The 19,609-nt window shown below is 61.3% G+C and carries 15 protein-coding genes, 1 pseudogene and 1 riboswitch; of the genes and pseudogenes, 8 read left to right on the forward strand and 8 right to left on the reverse strand.

Going from position 1 to position 19,609, the window contains the following annotated elements; genetic code table 11:
• The first annotated feature begins 190 nt into the window (after positions 1 to 190).
• From LG385_RS13200 to LG385_RS13225, 6 genes and pseudogenes are all read left to right on the forward strand, one after another.
• Positions 191 to 7,543: a putative Ig domain-containing protein gene (locus LG385_RS13200; protein ID WP_225774665.1), complete on the forward strand. Its 7,353-nt coding sequence runs from the start codon at positions 191 to 193 to the stop codon at positions 7,541 to 7,543.
• Positions 7,544 to 7,881: 338 nt separating this feature from the next.
• Complete coding sequence (locus LG385_RS13205; protein ID WP_225774666.1) at positions 7,882 to 9,204, forward strand: MFS transporter; 1,323 nt, start codon at positions 7,882 to 7,884, stop codon at positions 9,202 to 9,204.
• 50 nt (positions 9,205 to 9,254) lie between these two features.
• Positions 9,255 to 9,503 carry a DUF1654 domain-containing protein gene (locus LG385_RS13210; protein WP_225774667.1) on the forward strand — a complete coding sequence of 83 codons (249 nt, stop codon included), beginning with the start codon at positions 9,255 to 9,257 and terminating at the stop codon, positions 9,501 to 9,503.
• Between the two features lie 2 nt (positions 9,504 to 9,505).
• Positions 9,506 to 9,937 carry a LexA family protein gene (locus LG385_RS13215; RefSeq protein ID WP_225774668.1) on the forward strand — a complete coding sequence of 144 codons (432 nt, stop codon included), beginning with the start codon at positions 9,506 to 9,508 and terminating at the stop codon, positions 9,935 to 9,937.
• Positions 9,924 to 11,204, forward strand: a complete 1,281-nt coding sequence (gene umuC / locus LG385_RS13220; protein ID WP_225774669.1) for a translesion error-prone DNA polymerase V subunit UmuC — start codon at positions 9,924 to 9,926, stop codon at positions 11,202 to 11,204. The genes LG385_RS13215 and umuC overlap by 14 nt, the downstream gene beginning before the upstream one ends.
• 34 nt (positions 11,205 to 11,238) lie before the next feature.
• Positions 11,239 to 11,846, forward strand: a pseudogene (locus LG385_RS13225) (SOS response-associated peptidase family protein).
• 171 nt (positions 11,847 to 12,017) lie between these two features.
• Here the strand turns inward: LG385_RS13225 and dmeF are convergent.
• The 4 genes from dmeF to LG385_RS13245 all read right to left on the reverse strand — a co-directional run bounded on the left by dmeF (position 12,018) and on the right by LG385_RS13245 (position 15,158).
• On the reverse strand, positions 12,018 to 12,956 hold the full coding sequence (gene dmeF, locus LG385_RS13230) for a CDF family Co(II)/Ni(II) efflux transporter DmeF (protein WP_225774670.1): 939 nt from the start codon (positions 12,954 to 12,956) through the stop codon (positions 12,018 to 12,020).
• A gap of 17 nt (positions 12,957 to 12,973) precedes the next feature.
• Positions 12,974 to 13,249, reverse strand: a complete 276-nt coding sequence (locus tag LG385_RS13235; protein ID WP_225774671.1) for a metal/formaldehyde-sensitive transcriptional repressor — start codon at positions 13,247 to 13,249, stop codon at positions 12,974 to 12,976.
• A 322-nt stretch (positions 13,250 to 13,571) separates the two neighbouring features.
• Positions 13,572 to 14,138: a manganese efflux pump MntP gene (gene mntP / locus LG385_RS13240; protein WP_225774672.1), complete on the reverse strand. Its 567-nt coding sequence runs from the start codon at positions 14,136 to 14,138 to the stop codon at positions 13,572 to 13,574.
• A gap of 8 nt (positions 14,139 to 14,146) precedes the next feature.
• A riboswitch (yybP-ykoY riboswitch) is annotated at positions 14,147 to 14,311 on the reverse strand.
• Between the two features lie 460 nt (positions 14,312 to 14,771).
• Positions 14,772 to 15,158, reverse strand: coding sequence for a response regulator (locus LG385_RS13245; protein WP_225774673.1), 387 nt, complete (start codon positions 15,156 to 15,158; stop codon positions 14,772 to 14,774).
• A gap of 184 nt (positions 15,159 to 15,342) precedes the next feature.
• On the opposite strand from LG385_RS13245, the gene LG385_RS13250 reads away from it, so the two are divergent.
• Positions 15,343 to 15,603 (forward strand): hypothetical protein, encoded by a 261-nt coding sequence (locus tag LG385_RS13250; protein WP_225774674.1) that lies wholly within the window; start codon positions 15,343 to 15,345, stop codon positions 15,601 to 15,603.
• Positions 15,604 to 15,771: 168 nt separating this feature from the next.
• Here LG385_RS13250 and LG385_RS13255 read toward each other — a convergent pair whose 3' ends face one another.
• From LG385_RS13255 to LG385_RS13270, 4 genes are all read right to left on the reverse strand, one after another.
• Complete coding sequence (locus LG385_RS13255; RefSeq protein ID WP_225774675.1) at positions 15,772 to 16,284, reverse strand: DUF1097 domain-containing protein; 513 nt, start codon at positions 16,282 to 16,284, stop codon at positions 15,772 to 15,774.
• A complete protein-coding gene (locus LG385_RS13260; protein ID WP_225774676.1) occupies positions 16,281 to 17,216 on the reverse strand; it encodes an SDR family oxidoreductase in 936 nt (311 codons plus the stop codon). The genes LG385_RS13255 and LG385_RS13260 overlap by 4 nt, the downstream gene beginning before the upstream one ends.
• A 43-nt stretch (positions 17,217 to 17,259) precedes the next feature.
• On the reverse strand, positions 17,260 to 18,000 hold the full coding sequence (locus LG385_RS13265; RefSeq protein WP_225774677.1) for an SDR family oxidoreductase: 741 nt from the start codon (positions 17,998 to 18,000) through the stop codon (positions 17,260 to 17,262).
• Between the two features lie 234 nt (positions 18,001 to 18,234).
• Positions 18,235 to 18,507 carry a hypothetical protein gene (locus tag LG385_RS13270; RefSeq protein ID WP_225774678.1) on the reverse strand — a complete coding sequence of 91 codons (273 nt, stop codon included), beginning with the start codon at positions 18,505 to 18,507 and terminating at the stop codon, positions 18,235 to 18,237.
• Between the two features lie 138 nt (positions 18,508 to 18,645).
• Between LG385_RS13270 and LG385_RS13275 the strand changes: the two genes are divergently transcribed.
• Positions 18,646 to 19,536 carry a LysR family transcriptional regulator gene (locus LG385_RS13275; RefSeq protein ID WP_225774679.1) on the forward strand — a complete coding sequence of 297 codons (891 nt, stop codon included), beginning with the start codon at positions 18,646 to 18,648 and terminating at the stop codon, positions 19,534 to 19,536.
• Positions 19,537 to 19,609: the final 73 nt, after the last annotated feature.

Here is a 19,609-nt window from a genome sequence, read left to right on the forward strand (position 1 = left end):
GCGTGCTTACAAAGGAACCGCCGCCAGCAAGCCGACGTTTACAGGTTACTAACGCTAAAAGATAAGAATATTTGACGAAGTGATCCCATTTGAACCATTTCCTTTTGTGAACTCTGTCATAAAACGTCCCAGCCGGACGCCGAGCGATTGGCACCGGTCCCCTACATTTTCTCCGCGGACGGACAAGCACATGATTTTCAACGTAAAGGATTTCGGCGCTGTAGGTGACGGTGTGACAGACGATACGGCAGCCATGCAGGCCTGTATCGACGCGGCTGCCGCGGCGGGCGGCGGTACGGTTTTCGTGCCGAGCGGGACGTTCATTGTTTCCGCAGGTGAAGAGCCTTCCGATGGCTGCCTGATGCTCAAAAGCAACGTGCACATGGAAGGCGAAGGCGCCGGCAAAACCACGGTGAAAGTAGCGGACGGCTCCGACACCAAGATCACCGGTGTGATCCGCTCGGCCTACGGCGAGGAAACCCACGACTTCGGCCTCAGCAACCTGACCATCGACGGCAACCGGGACCACACCACCGGCAAGATCGACGGTTGGTTCAACGGCTACATCCCTGGCCAGGATGGCCACGACAGCAACGTCACCCTCAGCGGCGTGGAAATCAAGGACTGCTCGGGTTACGGCTTCGACCCCCACGAGCAAACGATCAACATGCTGATCGAGAATTGTGTGTCCCATGGCAACGGCCTCGACGGCTTTGTCGCGGACTACATGATCGACACCAAATATGTGAACAACGTGGCGTACGACAACGACCGCCACGGGTTCAACATCGTCACCAGCACCAACGACTTCACCATGACCGGCAACGTGGCCTACGGCAACGGCGGCAACGGTATCGTGGTGCAGCGCGGCAGCGAGAACATCCCTTCGCCCTACAACGTCACCATCGAAGGCGGCGACGTGTACAACAACGGCGCCGAAGGCGTGCTGGTGAAGCTGTCCAGTGACGTGACCGTGACCGGTGTGAATATCCACGACAACGGCGGCTCGGGCGTGCGCATCTATGGCAGCACCGATGTCACCATTACCGGCAACACCCTGACCAACAACGGGCTGAAGGCACCGGTCCCGGAAGTAGTCATCCAGAGCTATGACGACATCGCCGGCGTGTCCGGCAAGTTCTTCCCCGGCAGCGACAACCTCATTACCGACAACACCATCACCGGCGGCGCCAATTCCACCTATGGGGTGGCCGAACGCAACGAAGACGGCACCGACCGCAATACCATCCTGGACAACGACATCAGCCATACCACCAAGGGCTCGACCCTGACCTACGGTGACGGCACCACCGTGGGCACTACCCCACCGACGACCACGCCGCAAGGCACCGCCGGTGATGACACCCTTGTGGGTACCACGGGCAATGACACGATCAAGGGCCTGGCCGGCAACGACAACATCAGCGGCGGCGCGGGTAATGACACCCTGGACGGCGGCGCTGGCGTAGACACCCTCACCGGGGGCGCCGGTGCCGATACCTTCGTGATCGCAAGCCGCCTGGACAGTTACCGCAACTACAACACCGGCGGCGTTACGCGGGTGGATACCATCACCGATTTTGCGACGGGCCAGGACCGCATCGACCTCTCGGCGCTGGGCATCACTGGCCTGGGCGACGGCCGCAATGGCACGGTGTACCTCAGCCTCAACGCTGCCGGGGACAAAACCTACGTCAAATCCCTGGAGGTCGATGCCAGCGGCAACCGTTTCGAACTCGCCCTTTCGGGTAACCTGCTCAACACCTTGAAAGCGACCGACTTCGTGTTCGCTGGCGTGACACCGGTGAACCATGCGCCAGTGGTAGCCGCCCCTCTGGCCGACCAGAACGCCACCGAAACCTCCCCGTTCAGCTACGTGATCCCTGCCGGTGCCTTTACCGACGCCGATAACGACACCCTGACCTTCACCGCCACCCTGGCCGACGGCAGCGCCCTGCCCGCCTGGCTGAAGTTCGACGCCGCTACCCGTACCTTCAGCGGTACGCCGGATTCGAACGCGGCGGGTAACTTCAACGTGATCGTCACCGCCAACGACGGCAAGGCCGGGATCGTCACCGATACCTTCGCCCTGGCCGTGAAGGACACCCCGGACACCACGCCGATCAAGACCCTTACCGGCACCTCCGGCAAGGACACCCTGACCGGTACCGCAGCCAACGAGCAACTGCTTGGCCTGGCGGGTGCCGACACGCTCAACGGCGGTGCCGGCAATGACATCCTGGTGGGCGGCGCGGGCATCGACAAACTCACCGGTGGCGCAGGCGCGGACATCTTCCGCTTCACCACGCTGACCGACAGTTACCGTACTTCCAGCACCAGCTATTCGGACACCATCACTGACTTTGTGGTGGGTGTGGACAAGATCGACCTTTCCGGGCTGGGCTACACCGGGCTGGGCAACGGCTACAACGGCACGTTGTTCCTGCAATACAGCTCCAGCTCCAACACCACCTACATCAAGAACTACGAGCCCGACGCCAGCGGCAAGCGCCTGGAACTGGGGGTTACCGGCAACCTGCTCAACACCCTCAAGGCCTCGGACTTCATCTTCAACAGCACGCCTTCGGTGAACCACGCGCCGGTACTGGCCACGCCGCTGGCTGACCAGACCGCCAAGGAAACCACGGCCTTCAGCTACACCATCCCGGCCGGCGCCTTCACCGACGCCGACAATGATGCGTTGACCTTCACCGCCACCCTGGCCGATGGCAGCGCCCTGCCGGCCTGGCTGAAGTTCGATGCCGCTACCCGCACCTTCAGCGGTACGCCGGATTCGAACGCGGCCGGTAACTTCAACGTGACCGTGACCGCCAACGACGGCAAGGCCGGTACCGTGAGCGACACCTTCGCGCTGGCGGTACAGGACACGCCTGCTTCGGCTAACCACGCCCCTGTGGTGGCTGTCCCACTGGCTGACCAAAACGCCACCGAAACCTCGCCGTTCAGCTACACCATCCCCGCCGGCGCCTTCACCGACGCTGACAACGACACCCTGACCTTCACCGCCACCCTGGCCGACGGCAGCGCCCTGCCCGCCTGGCTGAAGTTCGATGCCGCCACCCGCACCTTCAGCGGTACGCCGGACTCGAACGCGGCCGGTAGCTTCAACGTGATCGTCACCGCCAACGACGGCAAGGCCGGGATCGTCACCGATACCTTCGCCCTGGCCGTGAAGGACACCCCGGACACCACGCCGATCAAGACCCTTACCGGCACCTCCGGCAAGGACACCCTGACCGGTACCGCAGCCAACGAGCAACTGCTTGGCCTGGCGGGTGCCGACACGCTCAACGGCGGTGCCGGCAATGACATCCTGGTGGGCGGCGCGGGCATCGACAAACTCACCGGTGGCGCAGGCGCGGACATCTTCCGCTTCACCACGCTGACCGACAGTTACCGTACTTCCAGCACCAGCTATTCGGACACCATCACTGACTTTGTGGTGGGTGTGGACAAGATCGACCTTTCCGGGCTGGGCTACACCGGGCTGGGCAACGGCTACAACGGCACGTTGTTCCTGCAATACAGCTCCAGCTCCAACACCACCTACATCAAGAACTACGAGCCCGACGCCAGCGGCAAGCGCCTGGAACTGGGGGTTACCGGCAACCTGCTCAACACCCTCAAGGCCTCGGACTTCATCTTCAACAGCACGCCTTCGGTGAACCACGCGCCGGTACTGGCCACGCCGCTGGCTGACCAGACCGCCAAGGAAACCACGGCCTTCAGCTACACCATCCCGGCCGGCGCCTTCACCGACGCCGACAATGATGCGTTGACCTTCACCGCCACCCTGGCCGATGGCAGCGCCCTGCCGGCCTGGCTGAAGTTCGATGCCGCTACCCGCACCTTCAGCGGTACGCCGGATTCGAACGCGGCCGGTAACTTCAACGTGACCGTGACCGCCAACGATGGCAAGGCCGGTACCGTGAGCGACACCTTCGCGCTGGCGGTACAGGACACGCCTGCTTCGGCTAACCACGCCCCTGTGGTGGCTGTCCCACTGGCTGACCAAAACGCCACCGAAACCTCGCCGTTCAGCTACACCATCCCCGCCGGCGCCTTCACCGACGCTGACAACGACACCCTGACCTTCACCGCCACCCTGGCCGACGGCAGCGCCCTGCCCGCCTGGCTGAAGTTCGATGCCGCCACCCGCACCTTCAGCGGTACGCCGGACTCGAACGCGGCCGGTAGCTTCAACGTGATCGTCACCGCCAACGACGGCAAGGCCGGGATCGTCACCGATACCTTTGCCCTGGCGGTCAAGGACATGCCGGCAGGCAACGGCAGTGTGCTCACCGGGACGTCCGGCAAGGACACCCTCACCGGCACCGCCGGCAATGACCAACTGTTCGGCCTGGCCGGGATCGATACCCTTAAAGGCGGCGCTGGCAATGACCTGCTGGTGGGCGGCGCGGGGGCGGATAACCTGGCCGGCGGCGCGGGGGCGGACACCTTCCGCTTCACCACGCTGACCGACAGCTACCGTACTTCCAGCACGGCGTACAGCGACCTCATCACCGACTTCGACGCGAGCGTGGACATCCTCGACCTGGCTGGCCTGGGCTTTACGGGCCTGGGCAACGGCAACAACCGTACCCTGCTGGTGCAGTACAACAGCACCAACGACCGCACCTATCTCAAGAGCAACGATGCCGACGCCAGCGGCAACCGCTTCGAGCTGGTGCTGCAGGGCAACCACCTCACCACGTTGAAAGCCAGCAACTTTGTGTTCACCAGCGGCAACCTGCCGGGGAACAGCGCCCCAGTGCTGACCGACCCACTGCAGGACAGCACAGCGACTGAAAACAGTGCCTTTACCTACACCGTGCCGCAGACGGCCTTCACCGACGCCGACAACGACGCGCTGACCTACACCGCCACCCTCCAGGACGGCTCGGCGTTGCCTTCGTGGCTGACCTTCGACCCGAAAACCCTGACCTTCAGCGGCACCCCGAACGACAACGCCGCCGGCGTCTACAACTTCCTGGTCACCGCCACGGACAGCAAGGGTGCCTCGGCCAGCGACCTGTTCGCGCTGACCGTCGCCGATGCGCCACGCACCACCATCACCGGCACCTCGGGCAAGGATTCCCTGACCGGCACCACCCACGATGACCTGATGCTGGGCCTGGGCGGCGCGGACACCCTCAAAGGCAACACCGGGGCAGACATCCTCGATGGTGGCGCTGGCGCCGACACCCTGACCGGCGACGCGGGGGCAGACACCTTCCGTTTCTCCGCCGTCACCGACAGCTACCGCGACTATGACGCCGGCGGTATCACGGCCACTGACACCATCACCGACTTTACCGTTGGCGTAGACAAGATCGACGTGAGCAGCCTGGGCATCCTCGGCCTGGGGGATGGCAGCCATAACACGCTGTACATCACCACCAGCGCCGACGGCAGCAAGACCTACATCAAGTCGGCCGAGTCCGATGCCGATGGCAACCGCTTCGAAGTGACCCTGCAAGGCAACTATTCCTCCACCCTCAGCGCCAGCGACTTCGTGTTCGCCGAGCGGGCCGAGCAGGACATTCTCTTCCTGCCGACCCTGGGCCAGAGCAACGCGCGCATGCTGCGCATGACCGAGGATGACGATCAGTCGGGCATCACCGAGATGGTCAAGGACCTGAGCAAGTACACCGATTACGACGTGCGCAGCCAGTTCACCGATGCCGACGGCAATGGCATCGACATCGCCGTGGGTGGCAGCACGGTGAACGGTTTGTCCACCGGCAGCGAGGAAGAACTGCGCCTGTCCTGGTGGCTTGGCGACACGAACAAACCGGGCCCTGCCCTGCTGCGCGCCGTTGAGTTGCTAAAGGAGCAGCTTGCCAGCCTCAAGGCCACCGACAACGTGACCATGGGCATCGTGTGGGGCCAGGGCGAGGAAGCCGCCCAGGAAATCGGCCGGGCCAGCGACCCGGCGGCGCAGGCTGCGGCCTATAAGGCCAACACTCTGAAGGTGTTCGACTACCTGCATGCGCAGCTCGGCGATTTCAAGGTGTACATCATGGAAACCGGGCACTACGACGCCGATGCCGCGCGGGTACGCGGCTACGACGAAACCAAGATCGCCCAGATCGAGAAAGGCGTGCTGGCGGTGCGCGCGGCGCAGGAACAAATGGCCGCGGAACGCTCGGACGTGGACCTGGCCGTAGACTACACCGACCTGCCGCTGCGCCAGGAAGCCGACCCCGTCACCTACCCCGACGACGTGTGGCACCTGCACGAAGAGTCGGCCGAGATTGTGGGCCAGCGCCTGGCCGACTACATTGCCGCCGACCTCGGCTACAAAGGCTACCTTGGCGACAACCGCACCGCTCAGGACGTGTTCAACGACGTGGCGAGCCAGAACGGTGGCTATATCCTCGGTACCGACCAGGATGACACGCTGGTGGGCAGCGCCTACGGCGATACCCTGGACGGCGACCTGGGTGCAGACAACATGACCGGTGGCGATGGCAAGGACGTGTACATCGTCGACAACGCCCAGGACGTGGTCACCGAAACCAATGCCTCCACCGCTCAGATCGACACGGTGAAAGCCTCGGTCAGCTGGACCCTGGGCAATAACCTGGAGTACCTGGTACTCACCGGTTATTCGGCCATCGACGGCACCGGCAACGGGCTGCGCAACTTCCTCACCGGCAACGACGCGGCCAACGTACTGGACGGCAAGGGCGGCGCCGACAGCATGACCGGGGGCAACGGCTCCGACACCTACTATGTGGACAACGTCGACGACACCACAGTGGAGAAAAGCAGCGACAGCACCGTGGGCGGGATCGATACGGTGTACACCAGCCTGGCCACCTGGACCCTGGCCGCGAACGTGGAAAACCTGGTAATCAATACCGCTGGCGCTGCCAACGGCATCGGCAACGCGCTGGACAACACCCTGTTCGCCGGCACCGGCAACAACGTGCTGGACGGCCGCGACGGCATAGACACCGTGTCCTACGTCGCAGCCACCGGGGCAGTGACCGTGAACCTGAGCAGCAGTGCCCAGCAGAATACCGGCGCCTCTGGCCTGGACACCCTCAAGTACATCGAGAACGTGATCGGTAGCCGTTTCAACGACGCCCTCACCGGCAGCAGTGCAAACAATGTGCTGGACGGCGGCGCGGGTAACGACGCCCTCGTGGGGGGTTCCGGTAACGACACCCTGATCGGCGGCGCAGGTACCGACACGCTCACCGGCGGTACGGGTGCCGACACCTACAAGTTCGTGGCCCTGACGGACCTGGGGCTGGGCAACTCGCGGGACGTGATCAGCGGGTTCAAGAGCACCGAGGGTGACAAGCTCGACCTTACCGGCCTGGACGCCAACACCTCCACCGGCGCCCACGACAACTTCAACTTCATCGGCAGCCAGGCATTCAGCGCCGCCGGCCAGTTGCGGTTCGAGAACGGCGTGCTGTACGGCAGCACAGATTCCGACTCCACCCCTGAGTTCGAGATCCAGCTGGTAGGTGTGACCCAACTGCAGCAAAGCGACTTCGCTGTGTAAGGGACCAAGCCACGGGCCAGCCCGGAACGGATGCCCTGACAATCGTCAGGTGCCATTGTGTTCCGGGCTGGCCTGTTATTCCAACTTCTAGCTCGCGCCACGCTGCATCCCCGCAGGACCCGGCGCAGCCGGGGAACTGCACCACCACGCATCATCAATCCCCCCACAGCCGAAATTTTTTCATTGCCCAGAGCGGCTGATGCGCCCTGCTTTGGCCTGCAACTACTCACACAATATAAAGAGAACCGTTGGCTGGATTACCCCTTCGCAGCCTGTGGCGATCGCCATGCCGTTAGCATCCTGAGTACCCATTCGACAAGAACAAGGGCAGGCCTGGCATGCGATTAGGTTGGTATTCGGCACTAACGCCCACTGAAAAGCGTACCTACTGGGCGTGTTTCGGTGGGTTCACGCTGGACTCGATGGACTCCACCATCTACTCGCTCATGATGCCAGTGCTGATGACGGTACTGTCCCTGAGCAAGTCCGATGCGGGCCTGCTTGGTTCGGTATCCCTGATCGGCAGCGCCTTGGGTGGCTGGGCCGCCGGGTTGCTGGCGGACCGTTTCGGCCGCGTGCGGGTGATGCAAGGGACCGTGTTGTGGGTCGCGTCCTTCACCTGCCTGGCCGGGCTTTGCAGCAGCTTCTGGGAATTTTTGCCGGTGCGTTTTCTGCAAGGCATCGGTTATGGCGGCGAAGCCGTCGTCGGCGCGGTGCTGATCAGCGAGGCCATTGCGCCAGCGCTCCGCGGCCGGGTCGCCGCCTCGGTGCAAAGCGGGTACGCGGTGGGCTATGCAATTTCTCTGACCTTGATGCCGGTCGTGTTTGCCTGGCTGCCCGAGGAAATCGCCTGGCGCGCGTTCTTCGCCATTGGTTTGTTGCCCGCCCTGCTCATCTGGTTCATCCGCCGCCTGGTACCGGAATCTCACGCCTTTACCCAGGCGAACAAGGGCCCCAGGAAAGCGCTGAACGTTCGAGAGATCTTCGGCCGTGATCATCGCAGGGTGACGGTGATCAGCACCATCCTCGCCAGCGGCATATTCGGCGGGGCCTACATCATGATCACCTGGCTGCCGACCTATATGAGGATGGTGCTCAACCTACCGGTGGCCTCTACCTCCGGTTATCTTGCGGTGAACATCCTGGGTTCGCTGCTAGGCCCCTTCATCTACGGCCGTATCAGCGACCACATCAGCCGCGGCAAGGCATTCATGCTGTTTCTCCTGTGCCAAGCCTGCGTGGTAGGCGTTTATACCTTCGCGCCCATCAACATGGGCGTCACCCTGGGCCTGGGCTTGCTACTGGGAACCTTCCAGGGCGGCCTGGCCTCAGGGTTGCCGGTGGCGTTTGCAGAGCTTTATCCCACCCGCATCCGCGCCAATGGGGCCGGGTTCTGCACCAGCTTCGGTCGCGGTTTCGGCTCGATCATGCCCGCCGCAGTCGGCTTTGCGTCCACCAGCATGGGCCTGCCCGCCGCCATGGGGGCGTTTGCCATCAGCTCGTACCTGATCGCGTTCATCGCAGCGCTGTGCCTGCCAAACGCTACCGGCGCGGACATGACGACAGAGGCTGCGGTCGGTGACGAGGCTGGGCATAAACGCTCGTCACCGAGTAGTGACGAGGCTTATAACCCGATGACTGGAAAGAAAAATTCTTGCTGAGCAGGTTTCGCCTGTAATACTGTAAATATATACAGTTAAGAGTCGTCGTTATGACCAAGCAACCTTCCACGCCCGTACAACCCCAGCCCTATGACCTTTTGGCGATGCGCCTGCAGCGCGCCATTAACCATCCCGGCGCGCAACAGGCCAAAACGGCCCTGCTTGAACGGCAAGACGGCGACTCGGAAGAAGCCTGGGAACGGATCATGGAAGAGCTGGGGGAAAACGATAACGTGACCCTGGCTTACCGGGACGATGGCCATATCCAGATTTTCTGGACCGTGCTGCAGGACGACTGACCATGGCGTTTTCTGTCCTGGGCCCGCTGGCACCGTCAGTGTACCCCCTGCCCTTTTTCGCCTGCCGCGTGCCGGCCGGCTTTCCCTCGCCGGCGGCGGACCATCTCGAAAAACACATTTCCCTGGATGAGCTGTTCGACCTGCGCGCTCCGCATATCTACCTGGTGAAGATCGACGGGGACAGCATGAACGGCGCCGGCCTGTTTTCCGGCGACCTGGTGATCGTGGATCGCGGCCGCGAGGCCCGGCACGGTGACATCGTGATTGCCGCGCTCAATGGCGAACCCGTGTGCAAGCGGCTGCACTGCAAAGGCAGCGAAATCATCCTCCAGTCCGAAAACCCCGCCTACCCCCAACGCTACGTGCTGGAAAGCGATGACATGACCATCTGGGGTGTAGTGCGTTACAGCGTGCGCGATCATGCCTACGCCTGAACCGGTATTCGCCCTGGTGGACTGCAACAGCTTCTACGCCTCCTGCGAGCGGGTGTTTAGGCCGGACCTGGCCAAAACGCCGATTGTGGTGCTGTCGAACAACGACGGCTGCGTGATCGCCCGCAGTTACGACGCCAAGCCCTTCGTGAAAATGGGCGCGCCGTACTTTCAGATCAAGGACACGCTGCGCCAGCATGGCATCGTCGCTTTCAGCAGCAACTATGCGCTGTATGGAGAAATGTCCGAGCGGGTGATGACGATCATTGAGGGCATGGTGGCCGGCGCCGAAGTCTATTCAATTGACGAGATCTTCTGCGACCTTACCGGCCAGCCGGGCAACCTGACCGCCCTGGGCCGGTCTATCCGGGAGAGGGTGCTGCGTTGTACCGGCATTCCAGTCGGTGTCGGCATTGCCCGCACCAAGACGCTCGCCAAGCTGGCCAACCACACCGCCAAGCGCTTGCAACAGCAAACCGGCGGCGTGGTGGACATCTGCGACCCGTTCAAGCGTGACTGGGTGCTGCGCAACACCGCCGTATCCGAGGTGTGGGGAGTAGGCCGACGCCTGAACGCGCACTTGCAGGGCATGGGCATCCACTCCGCCATGGACCTGGCCAACGCCGACCCCGTGACCCTGCGCGCCAGGTTCAGCGTGGTGCTGGAACGCACCGCCCGCGAGCTCGCCGGCGTGCCGTGCCTGGAACTGGACGAGCCCGACCCGCCGAAGCAGGAAATTTGCTGTAGCCGCATGTTCGGCAAGCGGCTGACCGACCTGGCCCCGATCAAGGAAGCGGTCGCCAGCTACACCGCACGCGCGGCCGAGAAGCTGCGCGCCCAGGGCTCGATGTGCAAGAAGATGCGCATTGCCGTGCGCACCGGCATGTTCAACCCGGACGAGGCCAAATACGCCAATGGCGTGCTGGTCGAACTGCCCTACCCCGCCCACGACACCCTGCTGATGACCAACGCGGCCACACAGGCCGTGGAGCGAATCTTCAGGCCAGGCTATCGCTACAGCAAGGCTGAAGTGCTGTTGCTGGACCTGCGTCAACCCGGCGAGTACTCCGATGATTTGTTCGCCCAGACGCAGCCGAAAAAATGCGAACAGCTGATGCAGGTGCTGGACACGATTAACGGCCGTTGGGGCCGCGGTACGCTGCGCTCAGCCACGGTGCCGATAGCGCCGGACTGGGGAATGCGGCGAGAGTTGATGAGCCAGAGTTTCACGACGCGGATTGACCAGCTGTGGACCGTAAAGGCGCACTAGTGCCACGCCCGATCAACTGAAAGGCAGGCAAACCATGTGTGGACGCTATTCCGTGTACGAGGCGATGGACTACTACCTGCGTGAGTTGGCCCCATGGCAGCTGGTGATCGACTATGTGCCGTCTGAACCGATCAACCGCTACAACGTGGCCCCAGCACGAAGTCACCGGTGATTCGGGCTGACGACAAGGGCCTTCGCCTGGACGCCGTGAAATGGGGCTGGGCGCCCATCTGGGCCAAGGGTAAACGGCCCGATCCGATCAATGCGCGGATCGAGACGGTGGCCAGCGTCAAGTTCTTCAAATCGCTGTGGCCCCAGGGCCGCGTCCTGGTACCCCCGATGTTCTTCGCCGACTTGGCTCAGGTTCATCCAGGGCTTGAGCCGCATGATGACGACGGCTTTGTCATCATCACGGATGCCAGCGATGCCGGCATGGTGGACATTCATGATCGGCGCCCGGTGGTGTTGGGGCCTGAAGCCGCAAACGCATGGCTAGAGCCGGGGCTGGAGGGCGATGCCGCTCTGGCAATCGTGCAGCAGCAGAGCCGGCCGGTGGCTGATTTTGAGTGGTACACGGTGGACAGGGCCGTGGGCAACGTCCGTAACCCGGGCAGCGGGTTGATTAAACCCCTAGCGGAATGATTAGCCTCGGCGTGTTTCTGAGGTGTGTTATTAGAAGCTGTCGCCTATCTGGAAGCCAAATGCCAAGCATGAGGGGACGCGCTGCCCTGGCGGGGTAAAAAACCCCGCAAAAGGCGGTTTTCCCAGCTCCTGCAGGTCGGTCGTTGGCCACCGACCCTGGTAGGAAAATAGTTAGGCTGTAGATGATATGGCTCGATACTCCACGGTGAGGTGGCCGACTTCGTGGACGGGCTTCAACCGTTCACGGATGCTATCCGCGTCCATGGTGGATTCACCAAGCACGCTGACAATGGCGGCATGAGCCCCTGGGCCGACGCGCCAGACATGCAGGTCGGTAATTTCGGCGTCGCCAGGCTGTTCAACCAGCTCGCGGATCTCTGCCGCAACGTGCTGGTCCGTCTCATCCAGTAGAACACTGGCGGTCGCCCTCGTCAGGCTCCATGCCCACCGTGCGATCACAATGGCTCCGACGACACCCATGGCCGGGTCAAGCCAGACCCATCCAAGGTAGCGCCCAGCCAGTAGGGCGGCGATGGCCAGGACAGACGTTAGGGCATCGGCAATAACGTGTACGTAGGCAGACCTAAGGTTGTTATCGGTGCGCGGGTGGGCCTTGTGATTAGCGTGGTCATGGTGGTGCTGGTCATGACCATGGTGGTGACCGTGCCCCAGCAACACCGCGCTTAGGACGTTCACGGCCAGGCCCACAATGGCGATGAGGATGGCCGTTCCAAATTGAACATCCGCAGGCTGGAGCAAGCGAATCACGGACTCTATGCCTACCCCCAAGGCGACCAGCCCCAAAATCAGGGCCGAGGCAAAGCCTCCCAAATCACCCACCTTACCCGTGCCAAAGCTATAGCGCGCGCTGGACGCATGGCGCTTGGCATACGCGTATGCGCCGGCAGTGATACCTAGGGCGCCGGCATGGGTTGCCATATGAAACCCATCCGCGAGCAGGGCCATGGAGCCGGTGAGGTACCCTGCTGCAATCTCTCCGATCATCATGACGACGGTGAGCATCACGACCCAGAGGGTGCGTTTTGCATTTTCATCGTGTGTTGATCCGAGGAAGACGTGCTTGTGTGTAAATCGGGTACTGCTGTTCATATTCAGGCCTGCGTTCATCACTTGGAGTAGCGCCGAATGGCTTCTAAGAGTTCCTCGACGCCTTTATTGCGTTCCTGCTCGCTCAGTGCAGGGTTCGCCACGTGCTCCCTGGCGTGATCCTCAATGATTTCGTCCATCAGTCCATTGATGGCCCCGCGGGTGGCGGCCACCAAATGAAGGGTCTTTGCACAGTCATGATCGGATTCCAGCGCCCGTTCAATGGCTTGAATCTGTCCCGCGATCCGTTTGACGCGCTTGAGTAAATCGTCTTTGTTTGATGCCAAATGAGCCATACGATACCCCCCTTACCTATATAAAGAATGACATACGTGCATTTTCCGGCGCAAGGGACAGGCGCGGCTTGTGTAGGCGCAGCATTCACTGCTGCGCGTTCAGTGTTGAAGGGCCGCTTGCGGGTAGTTACGCCTGAGGCCAAGGAACAGGGTTACCGCCCTATGGCATTGCTTACGATCGGGCTATGACCCGGCTGCAGGTAGTGCTTTGCGCAGGTGACACAGCCAGGGTTGTCCACGATGGAGTCGCATAAGTCTTCATGGCGCTATCCGAACGGATGATCGCACCACACCATCATGCCCTGCCGTGCGTGGCTATTCATCACACCGCAGACAAGTGCTCATAGAGGATGGTCGATCCAACTGTCATCAGCACTACACCCCCGATGATCTCAGCTCGTTTACCCACGACCGTTCCCAGCACGCGGCCCAGCATCATGCCGACCGTGACCATCACCGTCGTGGCGACGCCGATAGCCGAGGCGGCAACCAGGACGTTCACATTGACGAAGGCCAAGCCAACCCCGACGGCTAAGGCGTCAATGCTGGTGGCAACGGCCGTCGCGGCCAGGATGAAAAACGAGTGCTGGTTGGGCTTCTCTTCCTCTGCTTCCTCGTGCTTGAGGCCGTTGTAGATCATGTGTACGCCCAGCGCCAACAGGAGGAAGAAGGCGATCCAGTGGTCCCAGTTTTCAACGTATTTGGCAGCGGCTTGCCCGATGACCCAACCTACCAGGGGGGTGATCGATTCAATCACGCCAAAGATAAGGCCTGTGCGCAGCGCTTCGGTAAAGCGTGTCTTATGGAGGCTTGCGCCCTTACCAATGGCCGCTGCGAAAGCGTCCGTGGACATTGCCAGGGCAAGGAACAGAAGGGAAATGGGGCTCACGGTTAACGTCCAGTCGGGCTTTGAGTCAACGACACAACCACACGCCCGACTTCAAGCATGGATGCATCGTCGGTCTCGCCAACCAGAGGGTGTTCGTGCCACGGCATGCTGCCGAGAATGTTGACACGAACGCTCTAGATCAGGTCTAGAGCAGGCTACTCCCCAACAAGGGGCGCCACTATAGCGACGTGAATGTAAAAAAGACATCAATCCACTCTGCAGATGAATCCCCACGAAGCTGCCATGGCTACACAACCAGCACACACGGCAGAGTGCCTAAGATAGCGACGGGTCGCTTTCAGTACCTGAGTCTGAGGTAACAAGTGTCTCAGTTGCCGCTTGGCTATGGGTGTGGCTCATATGCTGGGATACCATTTGGACGTCGGGGTATGCTGGGTCCCTGTCGACGGGGCTGCCGGCTATGACATAACTATTAAGCGCACACTTCGCGAACTAGGGTGGTTACGGGGATCATCGGATCGCGCCCCGTTGCCAACGGAGCGCTCTACCTGTTGCAGGAGCGCAGCCGGTCGGTGGCTGATTTTGAGTGGTACGCGGTGGATAGAGCGGTAGGCAACGTCCGGAACCAGGGCAGCGATTTGATCAAACCCCGTGCGGAGTAGGCCCGGAAAGCTACCGGACTTTCATCATTTCACGCCAATAACGACCGCTTTCGATGATCTTTTTGGCAGTATGCAGTAAATGGTCAATCGCAAATGGCTTTTGCAGCACGGTGCCGACGGGTTCGCGGCTCCCCTCGAGGGCATGGCCGGTCATGGTCAAAACGGCAAGGTCCGGATAGCGTTCGGCAACTAGGTGCCCAAGCTCCAGCCCGTCCATACTTCCTGGCATTCTGACGTCAGTGATCATCAACGCGATGGGCTGCGAGGTAAGCCGCAGCATCTCCAAGGCCTTCTCGGCATCATAGGCCACCAGGGGATTGTAACCAGCGTCCAGAAACGCCTGTGACATCATCAGCGCAACCAAAGGATCGTCGTCAACAACAAGAACAGTCTTCAAGATTAGGTCACCGGACCGTTTGGACATGCCACCCCAATCACGCCGTAGCGTAAGCACGGGAGGCGGAGCGTACCGCGATAGGGGCAAGATAGACAGGTTCTCCGATGAAGGGTCCTGAACTCTTGAGCCGTAGATCTCCTCCCATGAACATTGCCTTGGATAACGGTGTATTGGAATGGGTTACATGACTTCGATCCAATCAACCTCTGCGGACATGATGCGGTGGAATGCTCTTGTCGCTAACATCGAATCGGCGGCGCAGCAGACCGACGCAGTGGAAATGGCCGCTGAAGCGAGGGGCTATTTACGTTGCCTGCACGACGTAGGCCTCATCAGTGCCTTTCAACGCAACCGGATGGCAACCGACCTAGAGGATGCCTGTGCAAGGCGCACTGAAAAGGACTTCAGGCTGAAGCGCTGCGCTGCCGTCTCCCGGAGCTACTAGTTACCACGGTTTCTACCGGGTCATAAAATGTCGAAGCGCTAGCGCATGACTATGCAGCCACTACGATGACCATTTCGAGGGTTGCAGCCAGTGACGGAAAGCCCGCGGTTGGCGGGCTTTCCGTTATTTGATTTGCTCTCGACAGCAGCCGTCTCTGCTGCGTTCCTACTACGCCTTCAGTCGTTGCTGCATCTGCAGCGAGGCCCAGGCCGCCACACTCCCGATGGCGGATGCACCTCCCAGCCGCACTCCAGTTTCCAGCGAAGGCTCCAGATGGGCAGCGAAGAACGAGACCAGCCCAAGAAAATAAGCCAGCACATTGTTCATCACAGGGGCGGCCCTGAGGGACACCACCAGCATGGCAACTACAAAAACCACCGTGGGCAGGGCCAGCTTGCCGAGCGACGGCCCCAATGTGGCGATGACGATCGCGGCGCCCATGCCCAGCGCGATACCTATCAGCACGCCGGCGTAACTGGCCAGACCGGTCCGGATGGTGTGCCCAGTGGAAAAGAACGCGATCCAGCCAATGAACATGGCCCAGACGGGCAACCCCAGCCCGAGACTGGCTCCAGCCGCCGCAGCGGCGGTAGCCGCGGCGATGGCAGTGATGCTGTTAAACCGCAGCTGTGCCTGAAACCTCGAAGCGGGCAAAGCGCTGTTTTGGGCGAGCGTGCTCATTGGTCGCACTCCTGATCCAGGGTCTTGTAGGACGGCGCGTTGATGCGGGTATGAAGCAGGTCTTCCAGGCCAATACGGCGCAGCATTTCAGCGCGAACGCGGTCAGCCATGGCGTTGACGATCTCCGCGCCGTCCTGAGACGGGTCAACATGGCGGCGGAACGGGCGCTGGCCTGAAGGCATCCCAACAATCTCGACAATGGCACGCGCCACGTCTGCTACGTCGGCATCCTCAGGCTCCAAGGCGGCCAGGCCTTTCAAGCTTTGTTCGGGAACGCCTGCATACGGGCCTTTATGGTATTCGGCGGCTCTTTCGCGGTCGGCAGGGGTGCCGGAGTGGACGAAGTGATTGGTCCCTTTGGTGAATGCTCCCGGCACCACAATGGAGGTGTCGATACCCCAGCGGGTCAGCTCGCCGGCATAGGACACGGCAAGCGAATCCATGGCCGCCTTGGCGGCGAAGTACGGCGCCAGGTAAGGCGGCGTGCCCCCGCGTGCGCTGCTGGACGATACCCACAACACCAGCCCGCTACCCTGCTGACGCAGGTAAGGCAGCGCAGCGCGGTTCACCCGCTGGGTACTGAGGACGTTGATGTCATACAGCTGCGCGAACTGCTCCGGGGAGAACGCTTCGGCCGGGCCGAAGGACATATGCCCGGCGTTGTGAATCACCACATCGAGCCGTCCGGCTTCGGTAATTACCTTGGCGATGCCGGCTTCCACGGATTCTGTCGAGGCCACGTCCAATTCAACACTGCGCAAGTCAACCTGGTGCGTATCGGCGTAGCGGGCAACTTCCTCGACCTGCGGGGCATTTCGGCCCTGTGTTTCACGCATGCTGGCATACACGGTATGGCCGGCCCGGGCGAGTGCGCGGGCAGTCAGTGCGCCGAAACCGCTGGAGGCACCGGTAATGATGATGACCTGTTTCATGGGGTTGCTCCTGGTAGCGATGGGATAGGAGGTTGGCGGCGGCTCAGATGATTCCGCCGTTGGCACGCAGGGTTTGCCCATTGATCCAGGAACCATCGACACTGGCCAGGAAGGCCACAGTAGCGGCGATGTCCTGCGGTTGGCCCAGGCGCTCCAGTGGAGCGAGTTTGGAAAGCCGATCCACTACGTCCTGCGGCTTGCCGTTCAGGAACAAGTCTGTAGCAGTGGGGCCGGGGGCAACCGCGTTGACAGTGATGTTGCGGCCGCGCAGTTCTTTGGCAAACACGCTGGTCATCGCTTCTACCGCCGCCTTGGTACCGGCATACACACCGTAAGTGGGTTGCAGCATGGCGACCACGCTTGACGAGAAGTTGACGACCCGGCCGCCATCGCGCATCCGTTGGGCCGCTTCACGGAGGGTGTTAAAGGTGCCTTTGAAGTTGATGTCGATCTGGCGGTTCACGCTGTCGTCATCGGTTTCGGCAAGGGTGGCCAGGGCCATGATGCCGGCGTTGTTGACCAGCACATCCACGCCGCCGAAGTGTTGCTCCGCCTCGTCGAACAGGCGCTTTACCTCCTGGGCGCTAGCGACGTTTGCCTTGACTGCCAACGCTTGACCGCCCTGCGCCTGGAGGGTGGCCACCAGGGTGTCTGCCTCTGGCGCGCTGCTTGCATAGTTGACGACAACGGCGAAACCCTCCTGGGAAAGGCGCTTGGCGATTTCACTGCCGATGCCACGAGAGGCGCCGGTGATGATTGCTACTTTGCGGTTGGAAGTGTTCATGGTTTCGCCCTGCCTGTTAGTCATGTGGGGTTGGTGTGGACGTAGATTCCCATAGCAGTAATCTCGAATAAATACCGTTTATTTGGCTTAACTATTCAATATTTGCCAACAATCGGAACGTACGCAGGCAGGCTCGTGCTTGGCGTATAAGGCGATGCATGGGCTGGAGAGTTGTGAGCTAGCGAGATAAAGGCGGGAAGGTCATTGCAGTGGGGGCGCACCGTACAGCGCGAATCAGCCGAGGGTCGGTCGAGTGCGTTTCGCCTGCCATCGGCCCAAGGCCAGCCCGCTGACCGGGACCAGGAAAATAAGTGCGCCAATGGCCAGCTCCATGCCGACGCCAAACCCAGCCGCAACGCCTAACAGGCCATGAACGACAGAGGCGATCAACCACAGTGCAGCGAACGTTGCATCGACCAGGTTTCGCCGTAGCCGGAGCCTTTGCCCGGCCTTCTGAAATAACCACATCAGGGAAACTCCAACCACAATTGCCGTCAGCGTGTGCATCAGTGTTGTCCCCATAAGCGTGGCTATATGAACGCAGGTGCTTTCAGCATAACGGCAGGTTGAAAAGCACAGTTCTTGAATAAAAGCGGTGAGGTTCGCGATACTGCTCCATCAGCAAAAGTGACGGAAGCAGGCGCAGTGGATCAGGTTCGTGCCATGAAAATCTTCGTTCGTATCTACGAGCGCAGTAGCTTCACCGCCGCCGCTGAAGACCTTGAGCTTCCTCGAGCCACCCTCACGCACGTGATGAACCAGTTCGAGCAGTGGCTTGGGACACGCCTGCTTGAGCGTAGCACCCGCCGCGTACGGCCCACGCTCGATGGTGAAGCCTATTATCGCCGCTGCGTAAACCTGTTGGCTGAACTGGAAGAGGCCGAGCTCGCCTTCCGTCAAAGCGTACCCAAAGGGAGGCTGCGGGTAGACCTGCACGGCACCCTGGCGCGGTTTTTCGTGATACCGGCATTGCCCGACTTCATGCAACGCTATCCTGGCATCGAGCTGTCGTTCAGTGAAACCGACCGTTTCGTTGACCTCATCCAGGAGGGTGTGGATTGCGTAGTTCGCGCCGGCACGCTGGGCGACTCCTCGCTCATTGGCCGGCATCTGGTGGATCTACCTCAGGTGACCGTTGCCAGCCTTGCGTACATCCGCCGCTATGGAGAGCCCGCATCCCTTGGAGACCTGGATAAGCACAAGGGCATCAACTACGTCTCGCGCACCACTGGCAAGCCGTTTCCCTTCGAATTCCAGGTAGACGGTGCTGTGCAGGAATGGGCGATCCCTACGGCGATTTCCGTGTTCGGTGCGGAAATCTACACCGCGTCGGCCTTAGCCGGGATTGGCCTGATCCAGGTACCCCGCTATCGGATTGCCGAGGAGTTGCGGCGGGGTGTTCTGCAGGAGTTGTTGCCTAACTACCCGCCTCCCGTAATGCCCGTCTCCGTCCTGTATCCGCAGAACCGCCACCTCTCTCCACGAGTGCGGGTATTTGTGGACTGGTTGAAGGAAATCTTCACGGCTGAGCCCTGATGGTCCGCCTTGTTTTCAGATGCGAGCGATGCCGACAGGGTAGGCATTCATGACTGCCGCCCGGTGGTCTTTG

Source organism: Pseudomonas sp. Marseille-Q5115 (assembly GCF_916618905.1).
In the GTDB taxonomy this organism is placed as follows: domain Bacteria; phylum Pseudomonadota; class Gammaproteobacteria; order Pseudomonadales; family Pseudomonadaceae; genus Aquipseudomonas; species Aquipseudomonas japonica_A.